Below are 23,922 nucleotides of genomic sequence, written 5' to 3' on the forward strand. Positions count from 1 at the left end.
GGGGGGGGGGGGGGCCCCGGCCCCCCCCCCCCCCCCCCGCGCCCCGGGGGGGGCCGCCCCCCGCCCGCCCGCCCCCCCCCCGCACCCGGGCAGCCGGCGGCGACCGGTGCGGCGGCGGGGCGGCCGGCGGCGACCGGTGAGGCGGCCGGCGCCGGGGAGCAGGTGGTCCTGCTCTGCGACCCGCGGATCGCCGCGATCCCCGGCGGCGACGACGGCGACCCCCTCGTGGACCTGCGCGAGGTGCCCGAGCTGCGGCTGGACGGCCGGGCCGCCGACGCCGCGGGCGCCTACGCCCGGGTACGGCGCGGGTTGGCCGAGCGGCTGCTCGCGGCGCAGCGGCTGCTGCCGGCCGGGCTGCGGCTGCTGGTGATCGAGGGGTACCGCCCCTACGACGCGCAGCTCGCCATCTTCACCGGCTACCGGGACGAGCTGCGCCGGCTCCACCCGTCCTGGTCGGCGGCGCGGCTGCACCGGGAGACCAGCAAGTTCGTCTCGCCCGTCGAGGTGGCGCCGCACAGCACCGGCGGGGCGGTCGACCTGACCCTCTGCACCGAGGATGGCGTCGAGCTGGACCTGGGTACCGTCGTCGACGCCACCCCGGAGGCCAGCGGGAACGCCTGCTTCACGGCGGCGGCGAACATCCCGGCGGCGGCCCGCCGCAACCGGCGGATCATGGGTGCCGCGCTGGGCGCCGCGGGGCTGGTGAACTACCCGACCGAGTGGTGGCACTGGTCGTACGGCGAACGGTACTGGGCGCTGGTGACCGCCGCGCCCCGCACCCGGTACGGCCCGCTCCCGTCGATCTAGGGCAAATCGTCGCGATTGGAGGTCAACTAACGAGGATTTGCCCTAGATCGACGAGGAGAGGGGTTTGCGCATCCGCATCAGCCAGAAGCTCGACGGGATGCGGGTGGCGTCGTCGATGATCTCGCCGTCCACGTCCTCGAACGACTCCCGCGCGAGCGCGACGAAGCCGTCCGGCTCGCGGACGTGCTCGCCCCGGTCGTTGTCGGACATCCAGCGCGAGACCCGCCCCTGGCGCGGCTCGTAGCAGGTGTCGACCGCGATCACCTTGCCGCCCGGGGCGAGCGCCTTGCCGGCCACCCGGAGCAGGTGCCGCGAGTCGTCGTCGGAGAGGTGGTGCAGCAGGCCGAGCAGCAGGATCGCGTTGGCCGGCGGGATCCGCTCCAGGTGCTGCTCGCCGAAGACCTCGCAGTGGAACTCGGCCCGGTCGCCGCCCCAGCGCCGCTGGGCGTACTCGATGTAGCGGGGCGCGGTGTCGAAGCCGTAGTAGCGCACCCGGGGCAGCCGCTCGAAGTAGTACGCCGGGCCGCAGCCCACGTCGATCACCGTGTCGCCGTCGGCGAGGTCGAGTTCGTCCAGGCACCGGTACCGGAGCCGGTCGGCGCCGAGCCCGCGCTGGAGCGCGACGTAGAGCGGGACGTGGCCGAGCAGACCCTTGACCGCTGCCAGCATCTGAACTCTCTCCTCCGGGTGGGGTGCGCGGGATCGGTACCAATCGGGCGGTTGCCGTCGCCGGAACCTACCACCAACCTGTCAGCCCCGGGGGCTCGTGGGTTCCGCATCGGGGCGGCCCGGCCGCTGCCGGCGCGGCTGCTGGGCGGCCATCAGCAGCCGCAGCGGCTCCGGTTCGACCAGCGGCGGCGGATCGGCCACCCCGGCGGTACGGGCCAGCAGGTCGGCCAGCCCGGCCCGGGTCGCCACCACCAGCAGCCGGTCGGTGCGGACCAGCAGCCGGCGCGGCGGCAGCGACCAGAGGGTCTGGCCGGTCCGGGTACGCACCGCGATGAGGCGTACCCGGTGCGGCCGGCTCACCTCCGGACAGGTCCGTCCCTCCAGCTCCGAGCCGGCCCCGACCGGCAGCTCCGCCACGAGCAGCACCCGCCGGCCGACCGGGATGGTGTCGAGCACCTCGCGGCCCATCATCGCCGCCGCGAAGGCCGGCGCGGCCAGGTACGACACGCTGCGCGACTGGTTGATGTCGAAGGCCCGCCGCACCCGCTGGGCGAACTCCTCCTCGAAGAGCCGCAGCACCACGCGCAGCTTCGGCGGTACGCCGGTGGCGTCCGGTGGGGCGGACCGCTGCTGGTGCTGCCGGTGGATGGCGCGGGCCAGCAGCGCGGTCTCCAGGTTCGTCACGTCGTCGGTGGAGAGCGCCACCAGCGCCCGCGCGGTCTGCGCCGACGCGACCCGCAGCGTTGCCGCGCTGTTCGCGTCCGCGACGATCACCGGGATGCCGAGTTCGCGGGCGACCGGTACGCCCCGGGCGTGGGCCGAGCGGTCGATGGCGACCACCGGGACGCCGAACTCGTGCAGTTCCCGGACGACCCGCGTGCCCACGTTGCCGAGCCCGACCACGACCACGTGGTCCGAGACCGGCCGGATGAGCCCGCCGGAGGCGAGCTTCAGCCGGGCGTTGACGACCGCGTCGACGACCAGCGCCGTCACGGTCGGCACCAGCGCGACGCCGGTCACCACGAGCACGACCGAGCTGACCTTCTCCAGCAACGAGGCCCCGGTGTCGGCGTCCGCCCCGCCGAGCGCCGCCAGCACGCTCAGGTACGCCGCCTCGACCAGGTTGACGTGCCGGGCCTGGGCGAACGCCAGCGCACCGCCGGCGAGGACCAGCGCCAGGCTGGCCAGCGCGAGCCGCAGGTTCCGGCCGAAGACCAGCCGCAGCGCCCAGAGCGGTCGCCCCCGGGTCCGCGCCGGTCGCTCCGGGCGCTGCGCGCCGCGGTACGCCCGGACCAGCACCAGGTCGGCCGCGTCCTCGTCCTCGGGCAGCCGTACCGGCTCGGACCCGTCGTCCGAGGTGATCGCCAGCCCGCAGATGACGTCGTCGCCGACGGTGCTGCGCTGCGCCGCCATCAGCACGTCGTCGCCGGCCAGCCGCACGTAGGTCGGCGTCTCCTCGCCGAGCGCGGCGGCCACGAAGGCGGGCGCGGCGAACTCGGAGCCCGAGACCACGCCGCAGTCGCCGAGCATCGCGGTGATCCCCTCGCCGAGCACCGGGTTGAAGATCCGCACCACGATCCGGACGGTCGGGTTCACCTCGCGGGCGATCAGCGCGGCGTCGACGTTCGCCACGTCGTCCTGGCTGACCAGCGCGACCGCGTCCGCCTCGGCCAGTCCGGCCCGCCGGAACACCTCCTGGTTCAGCCGGGGCGCGATGAGGATCACCGGGCGCAGCGCGGGGTCGCCGTTCTCCGGGCGGAGATCGACGATCTCGGGCGCCGCGTTGGCGGTCGCCGACCGTACGATCACCGTCACGTGCGCGTTGTACGTGTCCATCAGCTCGCCGACCAGCCGGCGGGCGAGCGCGTTGTCGCCGCAGACGACGAACCGGAGCGGGCCGTCGTCGGCCTCGACCGGCCGGGCCGGACCGGACGCCGGGCGGATCGAGTCCGGAATATCGGGCCTCGGCCGATCGGTCGCGGGCACCGGGCCGGCCGCCAGCGCCGGATCGGGGGCTGGAGTCGGATCGATCGCCGGGGTCGGGCCGTGGGCCGTGGTCGCGTCGGCGGCCGGGGTGCTGTGGCGCGGGCGCGGGACGTCGCCGGACACCCCTGGATCGTAACCGTCGGCCGCCGCCGCACCGCCCGAGCGGCTGCCGCGCGGCCCGTCGGCCCAGGGGCACCGCCCGAGCGGCGGTCGTCGCGCCGTCAGCCCTCGGCGGGGCGGTGGGCGCGCAGCATCAGCGACACCCCCGGCAGCGACTTCACCGGCAGGTACCGCTCGGCGGTGATGATGGCGCGCAGCCCCAGGTTGACCACGCCGGGCAGCTCGTCCAGGTCGCTGCCGGTGGAGTTGCGCCGGCGCCAGGCGGCCACCGGCCGGAGCAGCACGTTCCAGCTCCACAGCTCGTCGACGACCAGCCCGGCCTTCTCCAGCAGGGCGGTGAGCGAGGCGCGGTCGTAGCGGCGTACGTGCCCGACGGCGACGTCGTGGGCCGACCAGAGCCGCATGTCGCACGGTACGGCGATCAGGGCCGTACCGCCGGGCCGGAGCGTCCGCGCGATCTCCGCGGCGGCCAGGTGGTCCTCGTCGATGTGCTCCAGGATGTCGAAGGCGACCACGAGGCCGAGGCTCGCCGACGGCAGCGGCAGAAAGCGGGCGTCGGCCCGGAGCACGTCGAGCCCGCGTTCGGCGGCCACCCCGGCCCCCTCGGCGCTGTACTCCAGCGCGATCGGACGCCAACCGTGCGCGCGCAGCACGCGGGTGTTGCCGCCACCGGCCGCACCGATGTCCAGCGCCCGCTCAGGCCGCTGCCCGGCCGCGGCCAGCCGCCGCAGCGCCCGCGCGAGCAGGACCCGCCGCTCCCGGTACCACCAGTGGGTGTCCTCCAGGGCGGCGAGCTTGCGGATCTCGGTGGCTTCCAACGGTCACCTCTCGCGGGACGGCTCGGCGGCGACCCACCCTAACAAGCGGGAAGAGGCCCTACTACCGAGCGCGGGCGGCCCCCTGCCGACGAACGTGAACGGGCCCCTGCCGACGAACGCGGAGGGACCCGCCGTCATCGGGGAAAGCGATGACGACGGGTCCCTCCCACGTACCCCGGTCAGAGCGGGATGTTGCCGTGCGCGCCGCGCGCCGCCGGGGCGGCGGCCAGCGCCTCCGCGATCCGGCGCCGGGTGTCGCCCGGCTCGATCACGGCGTCGACGACGCCGATCTCCAGCGCCCGCTCGACGCCGCCGGCCACCCGGGTCTGCTCCTCGATGAGCTGCGCCCGCAGCGCCTCGCGCTCCTCGTGCGGCACGGCGGCCAGCTTCTTGCGGTGCAGGACGTTCACCGCCGCTGAGGCGCCCATCACCGCGATCTCCACGTTCGGCCAGGCGAAGACGGCGGTCGCGCCGAGCGAGCGGGAGTTCATCGCGATGTACGCCCCACCGAACGCCTTGCGGGTCACCAGCGTCACCCGCGGCACCACCGCCTCGGCGAACGCGTGCAGCAGCTTCGCCCCGCGGCGCACCACGCCGTCCCACTCCTGGCCGAGACCGGGCAGGTAGCCCGGCACGTCGACCAGGACGATCAGCGGTACGCCGAGCGAGTCGCACATCCGTACGAAGCGGGCGGCCTTCTCGGCGCTGGACGCGTCGAGGCAGCCGCCGAGCCGCAGCGGGTTGTTCGCGATCACGCCCACCGTACGGCCGGCGAACCGGCCCAGCGTGGTGACGATGTTCGGCGCCCACTTGGCGTGCAGCTCCACGCCGGGGGCGTCCAGCAGTGCCTTGACCACCGGCTTCACGTCGTACGCCCGGCTGGTCTCGGCCGGCATCAGCGCGGCCAGGTCGTGGCCCGCCTCGTCCGAGGCGACGTCCGCCGGGGTGAACCGGCCCTGGTGGCCCAGGAGCGCGGCCAGCTTGCGGGCCTCGGCGAGCGCCGACTCGTCGTCCTTGGTGGTCACGTGCACGACGCCGGAGCGCCGCCCGTGCGGCTCTGGGCCGCCGAGCCGCTCCATGTCGACCTGCTCGCCGGTGACGCTGCGGACGACCTCGGGACCGGTGACGAAGATCCGGCCGTTCCCGGACATGATCACGATGTCGGTCAGCGCCGGCCCGTACGCCGCACCGCCGGCGGCCGGCCCGAGCACCACGGAGATCTGCGGTACCCGGCCCGAGGCGCGCACCATGGCCGCGAAGACCTGGCCGACCCCGTCGAGCGCGACGACGCCCTCGGCCAGCCGCGCGCCGCCGCAGTGCCAGAGGCCGAGCACCGGCACCCGCTCGCGCACCGCGGCGTCGATCGCGTCGACGATGTGCAGGCATCCCTCGATGCCCATGGCCCCGCCCATTTTGGTGGCGTCGGTGACGTAGGCGATCACCGGGGTGCCGTCGATCTCGCCGCGCGCCCAGAGCACACCGGAGCTGTCCCGGGGCATCGCCAGGCGCAGGGAGCCCTGGTCGAGCAGCGCGCGGAGGCGTACCTCGGGGTCCCGGTGGTCGACCAGGGACGGATCGGCGCTGGTGGTAGTAACGGTCACGAAAGCCTCCAATTCCAGGTTCCGGCCAACGCGGGGGTGGAAGCGGGCCGGCGGTGTGGCGCGGTCTCAGGCCCGGGTGAAGATGAGAGCCACGTTGTGCCCGCCGAACCCGAACGAGTTGTTGAGCGCGGCGGGGATCTCCAGGTGCCGTGCCTTGTGTGCGGCCACGTCGAGGAGCCCGTCCTCGGGGTCGTCGAGATTGATCGTGGGCGGGATGACGCCGTCCCGGATGGCCAGGATGGTGGCGATCGACTCGACCGCGCCGGCCGCGCCGAGCAGGTGCCCGATGAGCGACTTGGTCGCGGTCAGCACCGGGTGGTCGCCGAGCGCGCCGCGCAGCCCGGCCACCTCGATCATGTCGCCGGTCGGGGTGGAGGTGGCGTGCGCGTTGACGTGGACGATCTCCGACTTGTCGATCTCCGCGTCCCGCAGCGCCATCCGTACCGCCCGGACGAAGCCGGCGCCCTGCGGGTCCGGCTGCACGATGTCGTACCCGTCGGAGGTGATGCCGGCCCCGGCGACCCGGGCATAGATCTTGGCGCCCCGGGCGACGGCGTGGTCGGCGCGCTCCAGCACCAGCGCTCCGGCGCCCTCGCCGAGCACGAAGCCGTCCCGGGCCCGGTCCCACGGCCGGGAGGCCCGCTCCGGCTCGTCGTTGCGGGTCGACATGGCGCGGGCCGAGGCGAAGCCCGCGATCGGCAGCGGGTGGATGACCGCCTCGGTACCGCCGGTCATCACCACGTCGGCCCGGCCGGCGCGAATCATGTCCAGCCCCAGGGCGATCGCCTCCGCACCGGTCGCGCAGGCGCTGGACATGGAGTGGACGCCGGCCTGGGCACCCAGTTCCAGCCCGACCCAGGCGGCCGGCCCGTTCGGCATCAGCATCGGTACGGTGTGCGGCGAGACCCGGCGCGGGCCCGACGCCTCCAGGATGTCGTCCTGGGCCAGCAGCGTCTGCGCGCCGCCGATACCGGTACCGAAGCTGACCCCGAGCCGTTCGCGGTCGAGCCCGGCGTCGGCCAGACCCGCGTCGGCCCAGGCCTCCCGGGCGGCGATCAGCGCGATCGCCTCCGACCGGTCGAGCCGGCGCAGCTTGATCCGGTCGATCACCTCGCTCGGATCGACGGCGAGCGCCGCCGCGATGCGTACCGGCAGCTGCGCCGCCCACTCCTGGGTGAGCGGACCCACCCCGGAGCGGCCGGCGAGCATGGCGTCCCAGGTGGACGCGACGTCCCCGCCGAGCGGGGTCGTCGCGCCGAGCCCGGTGACGACGACGTCAGGACCGGTCATGGTCAGGACTGCGCCTCGATGTAGGAGACCGCGTCGCCGACGGTCTTGAGGTTCTGCACCTCGTTGTCCGGAATCTTGACGCCGAACTTCTCCTCGGCCGCGACGACGACCTCGACCATGGAGAGCGAGTCGACGTCGAGGTCGTCGGTGAACGACTTCTCCTCCGAGACGTCGTCCGGGTTCACCCCGGCGACCTCTTCGAGGATCTCGGCGAGGCCGGCGGTGATCTCGTCACGGGATGACATGTGTTGCTTTCCTCTCGCTGGGTGTATCTGCGGTGGCGGACGTTACCGCCGGGTCCGGCCGGCGGGATCGCGACCGGGGGAATCGGGACTGCGGGTACCGGGCACCGGTGCCGGGCTGGGCCCGGACCGGCACCGTCGCGCTCACGGGCAGCGGATGACCTGCCCGGCGTAGGTGAGGCCGCCGCCGAAGCCGAAGAGCAGCACCGGGGCGCCCGAGGGCACCTCGCGCCGCTCGACCAGCTTGGACAGCGCCAGCGGGATGCTCGCCGCCGAGGTGTTGCCGGACTCGACGATGTCCTTCGCCACGATCGCGTTGGGGATGTCGAGCCGCTTGGCGATGCCGTCGATGATGCGCGCGTTGGCCTGGTGCGGTACGAACGCGGCCAGTTCCTCCGGGGCCACGCCGGCCCGCTCGCAGGCCTGCAGCGCCAGCGGCGCCAGCGCGGTGGTCGCCCAGCGGAAGACCGACTGCCCCTCCTGCTGCACGTACGGCCGCCAGCCCTCGATCCGTACCGCCTCGCTGCGCTCCGGTACCGAGCCCCAGACCACCGGCCCGACGCCGGCGGGCTCGCCCGGGGCGGTGGCGGTGACCACGGCCGCGCCGGCGCCGTCGCCGAAGAGGATGCAGGTGGAGCGGTCGGTCCAGTCGGTGAAGTCGGAGAGCTTCTCCGCGCCGATGACGATGGCGTTGCGGGCCACCCCCGCCCCGAGGGCGTGGTCGACGGTGCCGAGGGCGTACGAGAAGCCCGAGCAGGCGGTGTTGATGTCGTACGCGCCCGGCGCGTCGATGCCGAGCTTCGCGGCGACCCGGCAGGCCACGTTGGGGCTGCGGTCGACCGAGGTGCAGGTGGCGACGACCACGAGGTCGATGTCGGCGGCGGTCAGGCCGGAGTTGGCCAGCGCCTTGCCGGCCGCCGCCGCGGCCATGTCGGCGACGGTCTCGTTGTCGGCGATCCGCCGGGTGGCGATGCCGACCCGGTCCCGGATCCACTCGTCGTTGGTGTCGACCATCTTGGCCAGGTCGTCGTTGGTGAGGATCCGGGAGGGCTGGTAGTGCCCCATGGCGATGACGCGGCTCATGCCGTCACCGCCACGAGGGCGGCGGATGCGGCGGGTCGCCCGGCGGCGGATGCGGCGGGCCGGCCGGCGGCGGGCTCGGGAAGCGCGGTCATGAGAGGTGTCCTCCGATACGGGCGAGGGGGTGGCCCGGTGCGACCGGGTCCTGCGGGTCCGCGAGCCATTCGGTGAGTACGCCGGCGCCGTGCGCGGTCACCTCGACCGCGCCCTGGCGGGTCACCACCTGGCCGACGACCTGCCCGGCCTTGACGGTGTCGCCCTCGGCCAGGCCCTCGGCCGGCTCGAAGGTGCCCGCCGCGGCGGCGACCACCACCCGGAACTGGATCGCCGGCTCGTGGCTGGGCGCGGCGCCGTGCCGCGCGATCAGGTCACGGGCCGCCGGCAGGTCGTCCGGGGTGTTCAGGGTGACGATCTCCGGTACGCCGGTCTCCTTGAGTTCCCGCTTGACCAGCCCGGCGAGGGTGCCGGCCGGGGCGAGTTCGATGATCCCGGTGACCCCGAGGTCGGCGAGCGTACGCATGCACAGGTCCCAGCGGACCGGGGCGGTGACCTGGCGGACCAGGCGCTGGAGCATCTCCCGGCCGTTGTTGACCGCCGCACCGTCGAGGTTGGACAGCAGGATCCGGCTCGGGTCGGCCGGGCTGATGCCGGGGGCGACGGCGGCGAGGGCCTGCTCGGCCGGCGCCATGTACGGGGTGTGGAACGCGCCGGCGACCTGCAGGACGCGTACCCGCGCCTTGGCGGGCGGCTCGGCGGCCAGCTTCTCCAGCCGGTCCTGCGCGCCGGCGGCGACGATCTGGCCGGTGCCGTTGCGGTTGGCCGGGTGCAGCCCGTGCGCCTCGATGGCGGCGAGCACCTCGGCCTCGTCCCCGCCGAGCACGGCGGCCATGCCGGTCGGCTCCAGGGCGCAGGCCGCGGCCATCTCCCGGCCCCGCGCGCCGGCCAGGGCGATTGCCGCCTCGGCGGGCAGCACGCCGGCCAGGGCGGCGGCGCCCAGCTCGCCGACGCTGTGCCCGGCGGCCACGGCGACGTCGTGCATCGGGAGGTGTTCGGCCGCGAGGAGCGCGGCGGCCACCAGCAGCGGCTGGGTCCGGGCGGTGTCCTTGATCTCCTCGGCGTCCGCCTCCGTACCGAGGTGCAGCAGGTCGACCCCGGCCAGCGCGGACCACCAGCGCAGTCGCGCCTCGGTGCCGGTCAGGTCGAGCCAGGGGGTGAGGAAGCCAGGCTTCTGTGAACCCTGGCCGGGCGAGAGTACGGCGAGCACGGTTATGACTCTCCAGGAAAGGAGGCGGTCATGAGGTTGACGGCAGTCACCAATCCGTACTACTAGCTTTGTGGGGTTCCCACAAAGATCGGCGGAGATGGCGGCTATTTTGGGCCGGATTGTGCTCGTGTGGCGGTTATGTTGTCGTTGAGGCCACCGGGGCGGCTGGGTCGAGCCGGCCGATGGTCAGGGCCACCCGGAGCGCGAACTGGTCCCGCGGCGCCAGCGGCGAGAAGCCGGTCACGTCGCCGATCCGCCGCAGCCGGTACCGCACCGTGTTGGGGTGCACGAAGAGCGCCCGCGCGGCACTCTCCAGTACGCCGCCGGCCGCGAAGAAGGCGTCCAGCGTCTCCAGCAGCTCGCCGCCGGCACGTACCAGCGTCCCGTAGACGTCCTGCCGCAGGCTGCGGCGCGCCTCCAGATCCCCGGCGAGGGCCCGCTCCGGCAGCAGGTCGACCGCGGCGACCGGGCGCGGCGCGGTCGGCCAGGCGGGCGCGGCCCGGTACCCGGCCAGCGCGGCCCGCGCCGAGTCGGTCGCCTCGTCCAGCGTCGGCACCGCCGGACCCACCACCACCGGGCCGGTGCCGAAGCCGGCGAGCAGCTTCTCCGTCGCGGCCAGCGGGTCGGCCGCGCCCCCGAGCACCACCACCAGCCGGTCGCCGTGCACCCCGCCGATGATCTCCACGCCGATCCGGCGGGCCGCCCGGTAGACGGTGTGCAGCACCGCCGTCACGTCACCGCCCGGGGAGCGGCCCACCGCCACCGCCACCGGCGGCGCGTCCGGCCAGCCCAACGCCGCGGCCCGGCTCGCCAGCACGTCCGGCGAGTCGCCGCGCAGCAGCGCGTCGACCAGCAACGCCTGCAACCGGGCGTCCCAGGCGCCGCGCGACTCCGCCGCCCGCGCGTACACCCGCGCCGCCGCGAACGCGATCTCCCGGGAGAAGCGGAGCACCACCTCGCGCAGCTGCTGTTCCTCGCCCGGGGCGGCCAGGTCCGGCACCTGCTCCTCGACGACGTCGATGGTCACCTTGATCAGGGCGACCGTCTGTTGCAGGCTGATCGACCGGGCCAGCGCCCGGGGCGCCGCCGCGAAGACCTCGTCGGAGACCTCCTGCGGGCTGTCCGCCGCGCCGCCGCCCGAGCGCAGCCACTCCACCAGCGACCGGGCGCCCGCCTGCGCGACCAGCATCACCCAGGCGCGCTGGTCCGCCGGCAGGCCACGGAACCAGGGCAGCGTCTCGTCCATCCGGGCCACGCTCGCCGTCGCCAACGCCCCCGCCGAACGCTCGATCCGGCGCAGCGTGGCGGCCAGCGCGACCTCGCCCGATTCGCTTCCCACGCCCCTAGCCTGTCACGCCCCGGCGCGGGTGCCGGGGCCCGGCCGGCCGGAATCGTGTCATCATGCACCGATGGTCGCCCGTCCGCCCCGAGCCGTACCGCTCGCCGCCCTGGCCGGCTTCCTCGCGTTGCTCGCGCTGACCATCGCCGGCTGGGCGCCGCTGCGCGAGCTCGACACCGCCCTGAGCCAGGACCTCCGACGGTACGGGGAGGAGCGGCCGGGGCTGGTGTCGGTGCTGCGGGTCGCCACCGACGCGGCGGCCACGGTGCCGTTCGTGCTCTTCGGAACGGCGCTGGCGCTGGTGCTGGTGGCCCGCGGCGAGCGCGCCGCCGCGACCTTCGCCGCGCTGGTCACCGTGCTGGTCCCGGTGCTCTGGGGGGTGCAGCACTGGCTGGTCCACCACCCCCGTCCCCGGGACGGCTTCGTCGTGGTGACCAGCAACGGTTTCCCGAGCGGGCACGCCAGCAACGCGGCCGCGGCGGCGCTGCTGGCGGTACTGCTGCTCTGGCACCGGGTCACGAGGACCGCGCGGGTGGTCGCCGTCGTGCTGGCGACCGGGTTTGCGCTCTTCATCGGCCTGACCCGGGTGCTGCTGCTGGCGCACTGGCCGGCCGACGTGCTCGGCGGTTGGCTGCTCGCGCTGGCCGTGGTCGCCTCGGCCGCCCGGCTCAGCCGGCGCGCCACCCCGCCGGTACGGGCCACCGCGTCGCGCTGACCCGGCCCACGGCCGCGCGCTGACCCGGCTCACGGGGACCGCGCTGATCCGGCTCACGGGGACCGCGCTGATCCGGGTTCACGGCCGCGAGCTGATCCGGCTCACGGCCGGGCCAGGCCGAGTTCCTGGGCCAGGATCGCGGCCTGGACCCGGCTGCGCAGGCCGAGCTTGCCCAGGATGTGGCTGACGTGGGTCTTGGTGGTGCTCTCCGCCATGGCCAGCCGCTCGGCGATCTGCTGGTTCGACAGGCCCAGCCCGAGGCAGGCGAGCACGTCCCGCTCGCGCGGCGTCAGTTCCGCCACCGCCTCCCGGGTCGTCGCGGCCGGTCCCGGCGCCGTCGCGGCGAACGCGCTGATCAGGCGCCGGGTCACCGCCGGCGCGATGATTCCCTCGCCCCGGGCGACGGTACGCACCGCCTCGACCAGGCCCTCAGCGTCGGTGTCCTTGAGCAGGAAGCCGGCCGCCCCGGCCCGCAGCGCCCCGAAGACGTACTCGTCGATGTCGAAGGTGGTCAGTACCAGCACGTCGGCGAGCCCCGCCGCGACGATCTCCCGGGTCGCCGCGATGCCGTCCTGGCGCGGCATCCGCACGTCGAGCACGGCGACGTCGGGACGCAGTTCCCGGCAGAGCGCCACCGCCCGTGCCCCGTCGGCGGCCTGGCCGACCAGCTCCACCCCGGGCGCCGCGGCGAGGATCAACGCGAGCCCGGCGCGTACCGCCTCCTGGTCGTCGGCGAGCACCACCCGTACGGCGGATCCGGGCGCCGTCATCGGGCCGGCGCCGTCGTCGTGGGCAGTTCCGCCGACACCCGCCACCGCCGGCCGAGCGGCCCCGCGTCGAACCGGCCGCCCAGCAGGCTGGCCCGCTCCCGCATGCCGACCAGCCCGGCGCCGGACCCGGGCAGCTCCGTCCGCCGGCCCGGCCCGGAGCCGCCGTCGTCGCCGCCCGGCTCCGGCAGCGGGTTCTCCACGGTCAGCCGGATCGACCCGGCGTCGTAGTGGACGTCGAGCAGCGCCGGCCCGGCCCCGTGCTTGAGCGCGTTGGTGAGGGACTCCTGCACGATCCGGTACGCGGCCAGGTCCACGCTGGCCGGCAGCGGCCGGGGCGCGCCGGTCGTCTCCAGCCGTACCGGCAGGCCGGCGTCGCGGGCCGCGTCGAGCAGCCGGTCCAGCTCGGCGAGGCGTACCCGTACCGGCTCGTCCGCCGCCTCGACCGGCCCCGGCCCGGCGGCGTCCCCGAGCCGGCCGCCGTCCACCGGCCCGGGCGGTTCGCGCAGCAGGCCGATCATCTGGCGCATCTCGGCGAGCCCCTGCACGCTGTTCTCCCGGATCACCCGCAGCGCCTGCTCCACCTGCGTCCGTTGCAGGGACGGCACCGAGAGCACCGCGGTGGCGTGGATCGCCACGGCGCTGAGATGGTTGGCGATCACGTCGTGCAGTTCCCGGGCCATCCGGTTGCGCTCGGCGCTGACCGCCTGCCGCCGGTCCAGCTCGGCCAGCCGGGCGGTCTGCTCGGCCCGGGCGCGCTCGGCGACGGCCTGGTCGCGGTACTGCCGGACGCTGATCCCGGTCACCACCGGCAGGACCCCGACCAGCAGCACCAGTACGGCCAGCGCGATGCCCTGCCAGCGCCCGGCGAGCAGGATGCCGGCGACCGCGCCGACCCCGGTCAACGCCAGCGTGACGCCGAGCAGCCGGCGCCACATCCGGGCCGAGCCGTACACGCAGGCGTCGTAGAGGACCTGGGTGTAGACGAGCGCGGTGGCCAGTGAGGCGCCCAACGCCAGGTCGGTCAGGACGGCGACGGTACCGATCGCCAGGCTGCTCCGGGTGGCGAGCCGGCGCAGGCCGACCGCGACGCACGCGGCGGCGAGGGTGACCAGGAACAGCGGCGCCGGGGTGTCCCGGTGCGGGGTCATCGTCAGGTACATGTCGAGGCTGTAGAGCAGCAGGCCGCCGGCGAACGAGGCGACCGCCAGCGCGATGTCCAGGCCGAGTGGACCGCCGGGCAGCCGGGGGAGCCGTACCGTCATGCCCCGATCCCACCACGTTCCGGCCCGTCCGCCATCGGCCCGTACGACGAGCCGCGGCGGGCCGGCTCCACCGAAGGGTGTACGCCTCCATCCTTCGGCGGACCGCGATCTCGCCACCGGCGCCGACGTGACCGCCCCGCCGCGCCGGCACCCTGGTGGGGACGGACCGGGGGAGGTCGATGACATGGTGGTGGCGGTGCTCGTGGCGGGCGAGGTCGCGTTCTGGGTGTTGCTCGGTGCCGGGCTGGTCGCCCGGTACCTGCTGCGGCTGCGCCGGCTCAGCACGGTGCTGCTGGTGAGCGTGCCGCTGGTGGACCTGGCGCTGCTCGTCGCCACGGTGGTGGACCTGCGCCGGGGCGGTACCGCCCGCGGCGTGCACGGCCTGGCCGCGGCGTACCTCGGTTTCTCCGTCGCCTTTGGGTCCAGCCTGGTCCGCTGGGCCGACCAGCGCTTCGCCCACCGCTTCGCCGGCGGCCCGCCGCCGTGGCGGCCCCCGCGCGGCGGCTGGGCGCGGGCCCGCTACGAGTGGCGCGAGTGGGGCAAGGGCATGATCGGCTGGGCGGTCGCCTGCGCCCTGCTCGGCGCCGGCATCCGCTACGTCGGCGACGCCGCGCGGACGGAGGCGCTCCGGGACTGGATCGGGCGGCTCAGCGTGGCGATGGGAATCTGGTTGGTCGCCTTCCCGGTCTGGGCCACGCTCTTCCCGAGCCGCGCGGGGGCCGAGACCCCGGACCGCGCGGGGGCCGAAACCCCGGACCGCGTCGGGAGCGAGTCCCTGACCGGGGACCCAGGCAAGCCCCGGATCGGGGGGCGCGACTGAGTACGTTCGCCAATGCGAACGATTTCCCGGCCCCGCTGCCCTCGAACTCGTCGCCTCGGGCAAGTACGGTGACAGAGCCCAGGTACGGCGAGCCGCTGACCACGAGTCATCGCGGCGCGTCCGTCACCGGGTGACCGCCCACCCGGCGATGGCGAGTGTAAGGAGACGGCATGGCGCACGGGGAGGCCGAGCAGGGCCGCGCCGAAGGCGAGAAACCTTGCCTGCTTGGCAATCAGGAGCAGCAGCCGGCGACCGCCGGCTCCGGCAAGCTCCTGCGCTGGAGCTGCGGGGCGACGCCGCCTCTGATCGACGGTGCGGCGGCGGCGCCGGCCGACCGGAGCGAGACCGACGACCCCGCCGCCCGGGTGCCGCGCCAGCGCGTCGGCGAGCCGGCGGGCGAACCGGAGGCCGTCGCGGCGGGACCGACCTGCCGGCCCGACCGGCCCGGCTGGGCGGGGGCACACCGGCACGGCGCGGTACGTCCCCGGCCCCGGGCCACCCGGCGGGAGCGGCCACCGGACCGGTGGTGCTGAGCCGCGGCGCTACCGCTCGACGGCAGGCTCGCCCGGCGCCGGCTGGGCCAGCAGCGGCAGCGTACGGCTGCGTCCCGGCCTCGGGTACGCCTTCGCGGCGGCGGCCAGCCGGTTCGCGTGTTCCCGCTGGCGCTGCCAGTGCCCGTAGAGCGCGCCCTGGCTGGAGAGCCGGTCCACCTCGCTGATCGTGGCCGGGTCGACGTCGCCGGGCGGGGCGTCCCGCCAGGGCGTGCCGGGCAGCGGCATGAAGGTGTGCGCGTGGATCCGGGCGCCGAGTTCGGCGAGTTCCCGAGCCAGGGCGAGCGAGTCGCGTACCTCGTCGGGGCCCTCGCCGGGCATGCCGAAGATCATGTCTACGTTGATCCGGAACCCCTCCTGCACGCCGAGGCGGACCGCCCGCCGCACCTCCTCGACGCCGTGCCCGCGCTTCGCCGCCGCCAGCACGTCGGCCGAGCCGGACTGGGCCCCGACGATCAGGTTGTCGTTGTCGCAGTACCGGCGGACCAGGCGCAGCGCCTCCACACTGACGTGTTCCGGGCGGATCTCCGAGGGGAAGGAGCCGAAGAAGACTCGCCCGTGCGGGCCGATCTCCTCCCGGGCCGCGGCGAGCAGCTCGCGTACCGCCTCCAGGTTCGGCTCCTCCGACTGTGATCCGTACGACAGCGAGGTGGGGGTGATGAAGCGCACGTCCCGCAGGCCGTGTTCGCGCATCCGGCGTACGTGCCAGCGGACGTTCTCCACCGACCGGTGCCGGAACCGGGCCGAGAACATGAACGGCGTCTGGCAGAACCGGCAGGCGTAGACGCAGCCCCGGGTGATCTCGATCGGGTTGTACCGCCGGTGGTCGACCGGGAAGGCGCGGTACGCGTCCAGCTCGCGGCGCTCCGCCCGGCCGGTGCGCACCACCGCCCCGGCGGCGTCCCGGTAGACCAGCCCCGCCACGCCCTCCGGCAGACCGCCGGCGTCGACCAGGGAGAGCAGGGTCGTCTCGCCCTCGCCCACCGCGGCGATGTCCCACCCGGCGTCGAGGGTCTGGATCGGCTCGGCGGTGGCGTGCACGCCGCCCGCCACGTGCACCGCGCCGGGCGCCGCCAGCCTGATCCGGGCCAGCTCCTCGGCGAGGGTGGCGGCGTCCGGCGAGTAGAACGACCAGAGCACCAGGACCCGTTCGGCCGTGGCCTCGCGGATCGCGGTCACGCACTCCTGTTCGGTGGTGGCGAAGACGACCCCGTACCGGGTGCCGGTGCGGTGCTCCTCCAGCGCCGCGAGGAGGGTGTGGTGGCCGTACGTGACCGCCTTGCGGTAACGCAGCACGAGCAACAGGTCGAGCCGGGACATGCGGCGAACTGTAGCGGCCGGTCGCGGACCCTAGCGGGTGCGGCGGCGTACCAGCAGCGAGATGCCGGCCAGCCCGAGCGTGATCAGGAGGATCACCCCGGTGTTGAGCAGCAGCAGCCGGCGCAGGTCGGTCAGGACGTTGTCGAGGTCCTCGCTCGGCTTCGTGGGAGCGTCGGGGATCGCCTTGGCGCCGCCGCCGATGCCGCCGCTGACCGGGACGCCGTCCTGCTGCGGCAGCGGCACCCCGGCCGCCAGCAGCGCCTCGGTCATGCTGAGCCGGCCGAAGAACCACGCCGGGCCGCTGCTGTTCTTGCGGCTGTCCGGCTGCTTGGCCGGCCGGCAGGCGCGCGGTCCGCCCTTCGCCAGCGGATAGAGGTCGTACGTCTGCTTCGGCGTCTCACCGGCGAGCACCACGACCGTGTACTTCGGGCCGAGGTCCTCGGCGGAGAGGGCGTTGGTCTGCCCGGGGCCGCTGAGCCAGTTCACCTGCTCCATCACGGCGCCGAACCGCACGGCGTCGGCGTCCGCGCGGATGGTCAGCGGAGTGGCGATACCGTCCCCGGTGATGCTCACGCCCGCCGGCGGGGGCGGGGGTGTCGGTGCCGCGTACGCGGCCGTACCGGCCAACGGCGACACGAGCGCGACCGCCAGCGCCGCTATCGCGACCCCGAGCCGACGAATCACCCTTCGGACCATCGCCGACCTCCTCGCCCCGTTTCGATGGATGGCCTTGCCGCAGGCGCTGGTTTGGTCGTGGAAAGCGCGGATCGTGCCCGCTGAGGCAGGCGCGTGATCCTCACCTTCTTAGACTCCGCAGAAGGTCGTTCCGTTGCACCCGAACGACCAGTATTTGGAACTATCTGCGATCTCGGGTCGACATCTGACGAGCCATTGATCGGAGGCACGAATCGTACCGGTACGGTGTCGTCCATGCGGGACAGGGGGACCCGGAAAACCGGGCTGCTGTTGGCGATCGCGGTGGGGCTCGTCGGTGCCCTGCTTCCGGCCCTGCCGGCGGCGGCGCACAACTCGCTGGTGGGCAGCGACCCCGCCAACGGGGCCCGCCTGCCGGCGGCCCCGGAGCGGGTCCGGCTGAACTTCCTGTCCCGGCTCGACCCGGACACCACGAAGCTCACCATTACCGGGCCGGACAACGTCGACGCGCTGGGCGGGAAGCCCGCCTTCGACGGCGCGAAGGTCTCCGCGCCACTGCGCCCCGGCGCGGCCGGTCTCTACATCGTCGGGTACCAGGTCGCCTCCGGCGACGGGCACCCGATCAAGGGCGAGATCCGGTTCACCCTCACCGTCGGCGTGGCCACGGCCACGCCGAGCCCCGGGCCGGTCGCCACGAGCGCGCCGGTCGCCGCCGTGACGCCGCCCGGCGCGACCCCACCCGGTGCGACGGCGAGCCCGACCTACCGGGCCACGGGCGGCCTGACCCGCGAGGACGGGACGCCGTGGTGGCTCTGGGCCGGCGGCGGCGTACTGGTGATCCTGCTTCTCGGCGGCGGCGCGCTGCTGCTACGCCGCCGCCGGTCGGCCTGACCGACCCGGGCTGACCGGCCCGGCCCGGGCGCCGCGTCCTGACGGCGCCGGGACGGGCGGTCGGTCGGATCAGGGCAGGCGGAGCCGGGCCGCGCGCAGCCGGGCGAGGGTCCGCTCGCGGCCGAGCACCTCCAGCGACTCGAAGAGCGGCAGGCCGACGGTACGGCCGGTCACCGCGACCCGTACCGGGGCCTGGGTCTTGCCGAGCTTCAGCCCGCGCGCCGCGCCGACCTCCTCGAGCGTCTCCTTGAGCGTCGCGGCGTCCCACGACGGCAGCCCCTCGAAGGCGGCCACCGCGGCGTCGAGCAGCTCCGCCGCGCCCTCCTTCATGGTCTTCGCCCAGGCGGCCTCGTCGATCAACGGCGACTCCAGGAAGAGGAAGTCGACGTTCGGGACGACCTCGCTGAGCACCGCGATCCGGGTCTGGGCCAGCGGGGCCACCGCCGCGAAGGCGTCGGCGTCGAACTCCTCCGGCCGCCACGGCGGCGGGGCGATCGTGGCGGTACCGGTCAGCCAGGGCTGGCAGGCGGCGACGAACTCGGCGACCGGCAGCGCCCGGATGTACTCGCCGTTGAAGGCGCGCAGCTTCTTCTCGTCGAAGAAGGCGGGGGAGGGGTTCACCTCCTCCAGCCGGAACTCCGACTCGATCACCGACCACGGCACGATCTCGCGGTCGCCCGAGGGCGCCCAGCCGAGCAGCATCAGGTAGTTACGCATCGCCGAGGCGAGGTAGCCCTCGTCCCGGTACGCCTCCAGGGCCACCTTGTCGCGCCGCTTCGAGAGCTTCTGGCGCTTCTCGTTCACCACCACCGGCACGTGTGCCCAGACCGGCGGCTTGACCCCGAGCGCCTCCCAGAGCAACTGCTGCTTCGGCGTGTTGGGCAGGTGCTCCTCGGCCCGGATCACGTGCGTGATCCCCATGATCATGTCGTCGACCACGTTGGCCAGGAGGAAGACCGGCGAGCCGTCGCCCCGGGCGATCACGAAGTCCTCGATGAGCTTGTTCTCGAAGGTCGGCTCGCCCCGGATCAGGTCGACCACCACGGTCTCGCCCTCGTCGGGCGTACGGAAGCGCAGCGCCCGCCCCTCGCCCGGCCCGAGGCCCCGGTCCCGGCAGTAGCCGTCGTAGCCCTGGTACTGCGATCCGGTGCGGGCCTGGACCGCCTCGCGGGTGCAGTCGCAGTAGTAGGCCCGGCCGGCGCCGTAGAGCCGCCCGGCCGCGTCCCGGTGCTGCTGCGCGTTGGCCGACTGGAAGTGCGGCCCCTCGTACGTGCCCCGCTCGATGCCGATCCAGTCCAGCGCGGAGAGGATCCCCTCGGTCCATTCGGGGCGGTTCCGGGCGGCGTCGGTGTCCTCGATGCGGAGCACGAAGACCCCGCCCTGCTGTTTGGCGTAAATCCAGTTCTGCAGGGCCGAGCGGGCACCGCCGACGTGGAACATACCGGTCGGAGAAGGGGCGAAGCGTACGCGTACCGTCACGGCCCAAGCCTACGGCCGTCCCCCGGAGGCCGTGCCACCAGGTTTCCGGGCCGACCCGGTCGGGCAGCTATCGTCGCCGGGCGCCGCCGACCAGGGCGGATGCGGGCACACCGGGGCCGCCGCCCCGGGGCACCGGGCCACGGGTAGCACCCCCACGGGGTATCGGCGCCACGGGTGCCGGCGCTGCCGATGTCGACGCCGACGGCGAGGAGGAACGGGTTGGGCACGGGGGAACGGTCACGGGTCGGGCGACGGCTCGGGCTGGCCGGGGCCGGGCGACAAATCGGGCTGGCCGGGGCCGACCTGCTCGCCCTGGGCCTGCTCGCGCTCGGTCTGCTCCTGCTCGCCGCCGGTCTCGTACCGGCCAGCGACGCCGGCGCCACGCTGCGGCGGGTCGCGCCGCTGCTGGTCTTCCTCGCGGCCGTGCTCGTCCTGGCCGAGCTGGCCACCCGGGCGGAGTTCTTCGACGTGCTGGCCGCCCGGGTGGCGATCGCCGCCCGGGGCAGCTATCCGGCGCTCTTCGCCCTGGTCGTCGGGCTCGCCGTGCTGACCACCGTGATCCTCAACCTGGACACGACCGCCGTCCTGCTCACCCCCGTGATGCTCGCCACCGCGGCCCGCGCCGGCATCGCGCCGACGCCGCTGGCGATGACCACGGTCTGGCTGGCGAACACCGGCAGCCTGCTGCTGCCGGTCTCGAACCTGACCAACCTGCTCGCCGCCGACCGGCTGGGGCTGCCCGTGCCGCGGTTCGCCGGCCGGATGGCGCTGCCGGCGGCGGTCACCCTGCTGGTCACCGCCGCCGGGCTCTGGATCTTCTACTGGCGCCGGGGCCGGCGCGCCCGCGACCGGTACGAGCCGCCGGAACCGCTGGCACCCCGCGATCGAGTGCTCTTCGGTACGGCCGCCGCGACCTGCGCGGCGTTCGTGGCGGGCATTCTGGCCGGCGTACCGATCGAGGCGGTCGCGGTCGGCGGCGCGCTGGTGCTGCTGGCGGCCTTCGCGGTGCGGGCCCGGGGCGAGCTGAGCTGGCGGCTGTTGCCGTGGCAGCTGCTCGCCTCGGTCGGCGGGCTGTTCCTGATCGTCGACACGCTCGGCCGGCACGGCCTGACGCCGCTGTTGCGGGCGGCCGTCGGCGAGGACCCCGGCGCGCCCGGGGTGTGGCGGGCGGCGGCCACCGGCGGGGTGCTGGCCAACCTGATCAACAATCTGCCCGCGTACCTGGCGGGCGAGGCGGTCGTGCCGGCGGGCCACACCGACGCGCTGCTCGGTCTGCTGATCGGCACCAACGTGGGTCCGCTCGTGCTGCCGTGGGCGTCGCTGGCGACGCTGCTCTGGCTGGAGCGCTGCCGGTCGGCCGGACTGCGCGTCGAATGGGGGCGGTTCGTCGGGACCGGCACGGTGACGGCGGCCGTCTCGCTCGCCGGGGCGGTGGCCGCCCTGCTGCTCACCCGCTGACGCCGACCCGCTCCGGCAGGACGCGTACCGTCACGGCACGCTCCGGATGCGGACCACCAGGGCGCTGCCGAGCAGCGTGATCGCGGCCGTCGCGGCGTAGAGGGTGGGGTAGCCGCCGAGGTGCACCACGATCGGGGCGGAGAGCGCCGGCCCGAGCACCTGCGGGGCCGCGTTCGCGATGTTGATCACACCGAGGTCCTTGGCCCGGTCGGTGGCCCGGGGCAGCACCTGCGTGATCAGGGCGGCGTCGACGGAGAGGTAGGCCCCGTAGCCGGCGCCGAGCAGCACCGCCGCCACCACGGCCGCCGGCCAGATCGGCCAGACGGCCAGCAGCAGCGCGGCGACCGCCATGATCACCCCGGACCAGATGACGAAGACCTTCCGCCGGCCGGAGCGGTCCGAGATCCGTCCGGAGACCACGGCGGTGGCCGCCATGCCGGCCGTGTAGAGCAGGATCAGGATCAGCAGCCCGCTCTCCGGATCACCGTGGCGCACCTGGTCCTGGAGGAAGTAGAGCAGGTAGAGCGTGCCGAGCGCGTTGCCCATCTGCACGAGGAAACGGGTGCCCCAGGCCCAGGCGAAGTCCGGGTGCCGGCGCGGGTCGATCCACAGGCCCGCGAGCAGGTCGCGGGGGCGCAGCGGCGGCCGGTGCCGGCGCGGCAGCGGATCGTCCGGGGTGAGCAGCGCGAACGGCAGCGCCAGCAGCAGGAGGGCCCCGGCCACGGCGAGGTAGCCGGACGCGGTACCGCCCGCCGCCGTCACCAGCGCCGCCCCGACCACGAGCCCGAGCGCCTGCGGGATGCCGACCCAGCCGGAGACGCCGCCGCGCTGGCGCACCGGTACCCGGTCCGGGACGGCGGCCGTCAGCGTGGCGAGCATCGCGTTGAGGCAGACCTGGGCGGCGACCCAGGCGACCGTGATGCCGAGGACGCCGTGCTGCCGGGTCAGCAGCACCAGCGCCGCCGCGCCGAGCAGCGCCCCGCCGATGGTCCAGACGTGCCGGCGGCCGAACTCCCGCCCGCCCAGCCGCGGGCCGGTACGGTCGGAGAGCGCTCCGGCGAGCGGGTTGGCGATCACGGCGGCCAGCGCGCCGAAGCCGGTGACTACGGCGAACGCGGCCTCCTTGCCGTCCGGCACGACCGACTCGACCTGCTGCGGCAGCAGGATCTGGATCGGGGTGAAGAAGGCCGCCCAGACCCCGAGGTTGGCGCTGAAGATCAGCGCGATCCAGCCTCGACCCACCGGTACGGTCGGCTCGGCCAGCGCGGCCGGCGGCGCCGCCCGGGCCGGGTCCAGCGCGGTCATCGCGGGCGGACGAGGTCGCGGTACCAGGCGTACGAACTCTTGGGCGTGCGCACCTGGGTGTCGAAGTCGACGTGGACCAGGCCGAAGCGTTTGGTGTAGCCCTCGGCCCACTCGAAGTTGTCCAGCAGCGACCAGACGAAGTAGCCGCGCACGTCGACGCCGTCGTCCAGCGCGTCCCGTACCGCCCGCAGGTGTCCGTCGAGATAGGCGATGCGTTCCGGGTCGTGGCAGCGCCCGTCGGGCTGGACGACGTCGTCGTAGCTGCACCCGCCCTCGGTGACGTAGATCGGCGGCAGGTCGTCGCCGTACCGGTCCCGCAGCGAGGTGAGCAGCTCGCGCAGCCCGTCCGGGGCGACCGGCCAGCCGAAGCTCGTGGTCGGGTACCCGCCCAGCGGTACCGGCTCGAACGGCAGCGGGCTGCCCGCCTCGGCGGCGCGTACCCCGGTGGGGCTGTAGTAGTTGACGCCGAGGGCGTCGATCGGCGCCGCGATCGTCTCCAGGTCACCGGGTCGGACCAGCGCCACGCCCGCCGGCCCGCCCGGGTCGAGCGGCCCGGCGAGGCCGAGCGGCCCGTCCGGCTCCGGCAGCGCGCCCGGGTCCAGCAGCGCGCGCGGGTCCAGCAACCCGGCCGGGCCCAGCAGGTCGGCGGGGTAGCCCCGGCCGAGCAGCGGGTCGGTGAAGAGCCGGTTGTGCAGTGCGTCGTACGCCCGGGCGGCGGCCCGGTCGGCGGCGGTGTCGCCGGCGAGCCGGACCGGCGAGTAGTTGTTGGCGATGGCGATCGGACTGCCGGTACGGGCGCGCAGCGCGGCGACCGCGAGACCGTGCCCGAGCAGTTGGTGGTGCGCGGCCGGGACGGCGTCGAGGAGGCGGACCTCCCCGGGCGCGTGTACGCCCATGGCGTAGCCGAGGCTCATGTGCACGAAGGGCTCGTTGAGCGTGATCCAGAGCCTGATCCGGTCGCCGAGCCGGGCGGCCACCAGGTCGGCGTAGTCGGCGAACCGGTGGGCGGTGTCCCGCGCCAGCCAGCCGCCGGCGTCCTGCCGGGGCTGGGGCAGGTCCCAGTGGAAGAGCGTGGCGACCGGGTCGATGTCGCGGGCGAGCAGCGCGTCGACGAGCCGGTCGTAGAAGTCGAGGCCGGCCGGGTTGGCCGGGCCGGACCCCGCCGGCTGCACGCGCGGCCAGGCGACGGAGAAGCGGTACGCCCCGACGCCGAGCCCGGCCATCAGCTCCACGTCCTCGGCGTACCGGTGGTAGTGGTCGCAGGCGACGTCGCCGGTGCCGCCGTCGACGACACGTCCCGGGGCGCGGGCGAAGGTGTCCCAGATGGATGGTCCGCGCCCGTCGGTCGTGGTGGCGCCCTCGATCTGGTACGCGGAGGTGGCGACGCCCCACGTGAAGCCGGCGGGGAAATCGGGCATCGGACCGGTCATCCGCCCTCCCGGAAACACGAAAGTTCCTCGGACTCTAGTCCGTCGGCGTGT

The 23,922-nt window shown here is 74.8% G+C and carries 22 protein-coding genes; 6 read left to right on the top strand and 16 right to left on the bottom strand.

The window, feature by feature from the left end:
* Positions 1-162 precede the first annotated feature (162 nt).
* Entirely contained in the window at positions 163-807 is a 645-nt protein-coding gene (locus tag AB0J86_RS37545; RefSeq protein ID WP_363863252.1) for a M15 family metallopeptidase, read from the top strand.
* Between the two features lie 42 nt (positions 808-849).
* Here AB0J86_RS37545 and AB0J86_RS37550 read toward each other — a convergent pair whose 3' ends face one another.
* From AB0J86_RS37550 to AB0J86_RS37590, 9 genes are all read right to left on the bottom strand, one after another.
* Complete coding sequence (locus AB0J86_RS37550) at positions 850-1,476, bottom strand: class I SAM-dependent methyltransferase (RefSeq protein ID WP_363863255.1); 627 nt, start codon at positions 1,474-1,476, stop codon at positions 850-852.
* A gap of 81 nt (positions 1,477-1,557) precedes the next feature.
* Positions 1,558-3,585: an NAD-binding protein gene (locus AB0J86_RS37555; RefSeq protein WP_363863258.1), complete on the bottom strand. Its 2,028-nt coding sequence runs from the start codon at positions 3,583-3,585 to the stop codon at positions 1,558-1,560.
* Positions 3,586-3,683: 98 nt separating this feature from the next.
* The gene (locus tag AB0J86_RS37560; protein ID WP_363863261.1) at positions 3,684-4,400 is read right to left on the bottom strand and encodes a class I SAM-dependent methyltransferase; all 717 of its coding nucleotides are present in this window, start codon (positions 4,398-4,400) and stop codon (positions 3,684-3,686) included.
* Positions 4,401-4,579: 179 nt separating this feature from the next.
* On the bottom strand, positions 4,580-6,001 hold the full coding sequence (locus AB0J86_RS37565; RefSeq protein ID WP_363863264.1) for a carboxyl transferase domain-containing protein: 1,422 nt from the start codon (positions 5,999-6,001) through the stop codon (positions 4,580-4,582).
* A 66-nt stretch (positions 6,002-6,067) separates the two neighbouring features.
* Positions 6,068-7,291 (bottom strand): beta-ketoacyl-[acyl-carrier-protein] synthase II, encoded by a 1,224-nt coding sequence (locus AB0J86_RS37570; protein WP_363863267.1) that lies wholly within the window; start codon positions 7,289-7,291, stop codon positions 6,068-6,070.
* A gap of 2 nt (positions 7,292-7,293) precedes the next feature.
* Positions 7,294-7,536 carry an acyl carrier protein gene (locus AB0J86_RS37575; protein WP_363863270.1) on the bottom strand — a complete coding sequence of 81 codons (243 nt, stop codon included), beginning with the start codon at positions 7,534-7,536 and terminating at the stop codon, positions 7,294-7,296.
* Positions 7,537-7,677: 141 nt separating this feature from the next.
* Positions 7,678-8,616 carry a beta-ketoacyl-ACP synthase III gene (locus tag AB0J86_RS37580; RefSeq protein ID WP_363863273.1) on the bottom strand — a complete coding sequence of 313 codons (939 nt, stop codon included), beginning with the start codon at positions 8,614-8,616 and terminating at the stop codon, positions 7,678-7,680.
* 88 nt (positions 8,617-8,704) lie between these two features.
* A complete protein-coding gene (locus AB0J86_RS37585; RefSeq protein ID WP_363863276.1) occupies positions 8,705-9,877 on the bottom strand; it encodes an acyltransferase domain-containing protein in 1,173 nt (390 codons plus the stop codon).
* 136 nt (positions 9,878-10,013) lie between these two features.
* The gene (locus AB0J86_RS37590; protein WP_363863279.1) at positions 10,014-11,216 is read right to left on the bottom strand and encodes a helix-turn-helix domain-containing protein; all 1,203 of its coding nucleotides are present in this window, start codon (positions 11,214-11,216) and stop codon (positions 10,014-10,016) included.
* 70 nt (positions 11,217-11,286) lie between these two features.
* Here AB0J86_RS37590 and AB0J86_RS37595 point away from each other — a divergent pair, with 70 nt between their 5' ends.
* Positions 11,287-11,931 (top strand): phosphatase PAP2 family protein, encoded by a 645-nt coding sequence (locus AB0J86_RS37595; protein ID WP_363863282.1) that lies wholly within the window; start codon positions 11,287-11,289, stop codon positions 11,929-11,931.
* Positions 11,932-12,032: 101 nt separating this feature from the next.
* Here AB0J86_RS37595 and AB0J86_RS37600 read toward each other — a convergent pair whose 3' ends face one another.
* Together AB0J86_RS37600 and AB0J86_RS37605 are read right to left on the bottom strand one after the other, a co-directional pair.
* A complete protein-coding gene (locus AB0J86_RS37600; RefSeq protein ID WP_363863285.1) occupies positions 12,033-12,701 on the bottom strand; it encodes a response regulator transcription factor in 669 nt (222 codons plus the stop codon).
* A complete protein-coding gene (locus AB0J86_RS37605) occupies positions 12,698-13,963 on the bottom strand; it encodes a histidine kinase (RefSeq protein WP_363863288.1) in 1,266 nt (421 codons plus the stop codon). The genes AB0J86_RS37600 and AB0J86_RS37605 overlap by 4 nt, the downstream gene beginning before the upstream one ends.
* A gap of 184 nt (positions 13,964-14,147) precedes the next feature.
* Between AB0J86_RS37605 and AB0J86_RS37610 the strand changes: the two genes are divergently transcribed.
* Together AB0J86_RS37610 and AB0J86_RS37615 are read left to right on the top strand one after the other, a co-directional pair.
* A complete protein-coding gene (locus AB0J86_RS37610) occupies positions 14,148-14,783 on the top strand; it encodes a hypothetical protein (protein ID WP_363863291.1) in 636 nt (211 codons plus the stop codon).
* 170 nt (positions 14,784-14,953) lie between these two features.
* On the top strand, positions 14,954-15,316 hold the full coding sequence (locus AB0J86_RS37615) for a hypothetical protein (RefSeq protein ID WP_363863294.1): 363 nt from the start codon (positions 14,954-14,956) through the stop codon (positions 15,314-15,316).
* 9 nt (positions 15,317-15,325) lie between these two features.
* Here the strand turns inward: AB0J86_RS37615 and AB0J86_RS37620 are convergent, their stop codons facing one another.
* Both AB0J86_RS37620 and AB0J86_RS37625 read right to left on the bottom strand, forming a co-directional pair.
* Positions 15,326-16,654: a TIGR04013 family B12-binding domain/radical SAM domain-containing protein gene (locus tag AB0J86_RS37620; protein ID WP_363863297.1), complete on the bottom strand. Its 1,329-nt coding sequence runs from the start codon at positions 16,652-16,654 to the stop codon at positions 15,326-15,328.
* Between the two features lie 30 nt (positions 16,655-16,684).
* Positions 16,685-17,350, bottom strand: a complete 666-nt coding sequence (locus AB0J86_RS37625; protein ID WP_363863300.1) for a hypothetical protein — start codon at positions 17,348-17,350, stop codon at positions 16,685-16,687.
* A 234-nt stretch (positions 17,351-17,584) separates the two neighbouring features.
* Here AB0J86_RS37625 and AB0J86_RS37630 point away from each other — a divergent pair, with 234 nt between their 5' ends.
* Positions 17,585-18,199: a copper resistance CopC family protein gene (locus AB0J86_RS37630; protein ID WP_363863303.1), complete on the top strand. Its 615-nt coding sequence runs from the start codon at positions 17,585-17,587 to the stop codon at positions 18,197-18,199.
* A gap of 69 nt (positions 18,200-18,268) precedes the next feature.
* Here AB0J86_RS37630 and gltX read toward each other — a convergent pair whose 3' ends face one another.
* Positions 18,269-19,678, bottom strand: a complete 1,410-nt coding sequence (gene gltX, locus AB0J86_RS37635) for a glutamate--tRNA ligase (RefSeq protein WP_363863305.1) — start codon at positions 19,676-19,678, stop codon at positions 18,269-18,271.
* A 219-nt stretch (positions 19,679-19,897) separates the two neighbouring features.
* On the opposite strand from gltX, the gene AB0J86_RS37640 reads away from it, so the two are divergent.
* Entirely contained in the window at positions 19,898-21,136 is a 1,239-nt protein-coding gene (locus AB0J86_RS37640) for an SLC13 family permease (RefSeq protein ID WP_363863308.1), read from the top strand.
* Positions 21,137-21,166: 30 nt separating this feature from the next.
* On the opposite strand, the gene AB0J86_RS37645 is transcribed toward AB0J86_RS37640, so the two are convergent.
* Both AB0J86_RS37645 and AB0J86_RS37650 read right to left on the bottom strand, forming a co-directional pair.
* A complete protein-coding gene (locus tag AB0J86_RS37645) occupies positions 21,167-22,441 on the bottom strand; it encodes an MFS transporter (RefSeq protein WP_363863311.1) in 1,275 nt (424 codons plus the stop codon).
* Positions 22,438-23,871, bottom strand: coding sequence for a family 1 glycosylhydrolase (locus AB0J86_RS37650; protein WP_363863314.1), 1,434 nt, complete (start codon positions 23,869-23,871; stop codon positions 22,438-22,440). The genes AB0J86_RS37645 and AB0J86_RS37650 overlap by 4 nt, the downstream gene beginning before the upstream one ends.
* Positions 23,872-23,922: the final 51 nt, after the last annotated feature.

Source organism: Micromonospora sp. NPDC049559, from assembly GCF_040676675.1.
Taxonomy (GTDB): domain Bacteria; phylum Actinomycetota; class Actinomycetes; order Mycobacteriales; family Micromonosporaceae; genus JBFAPK01.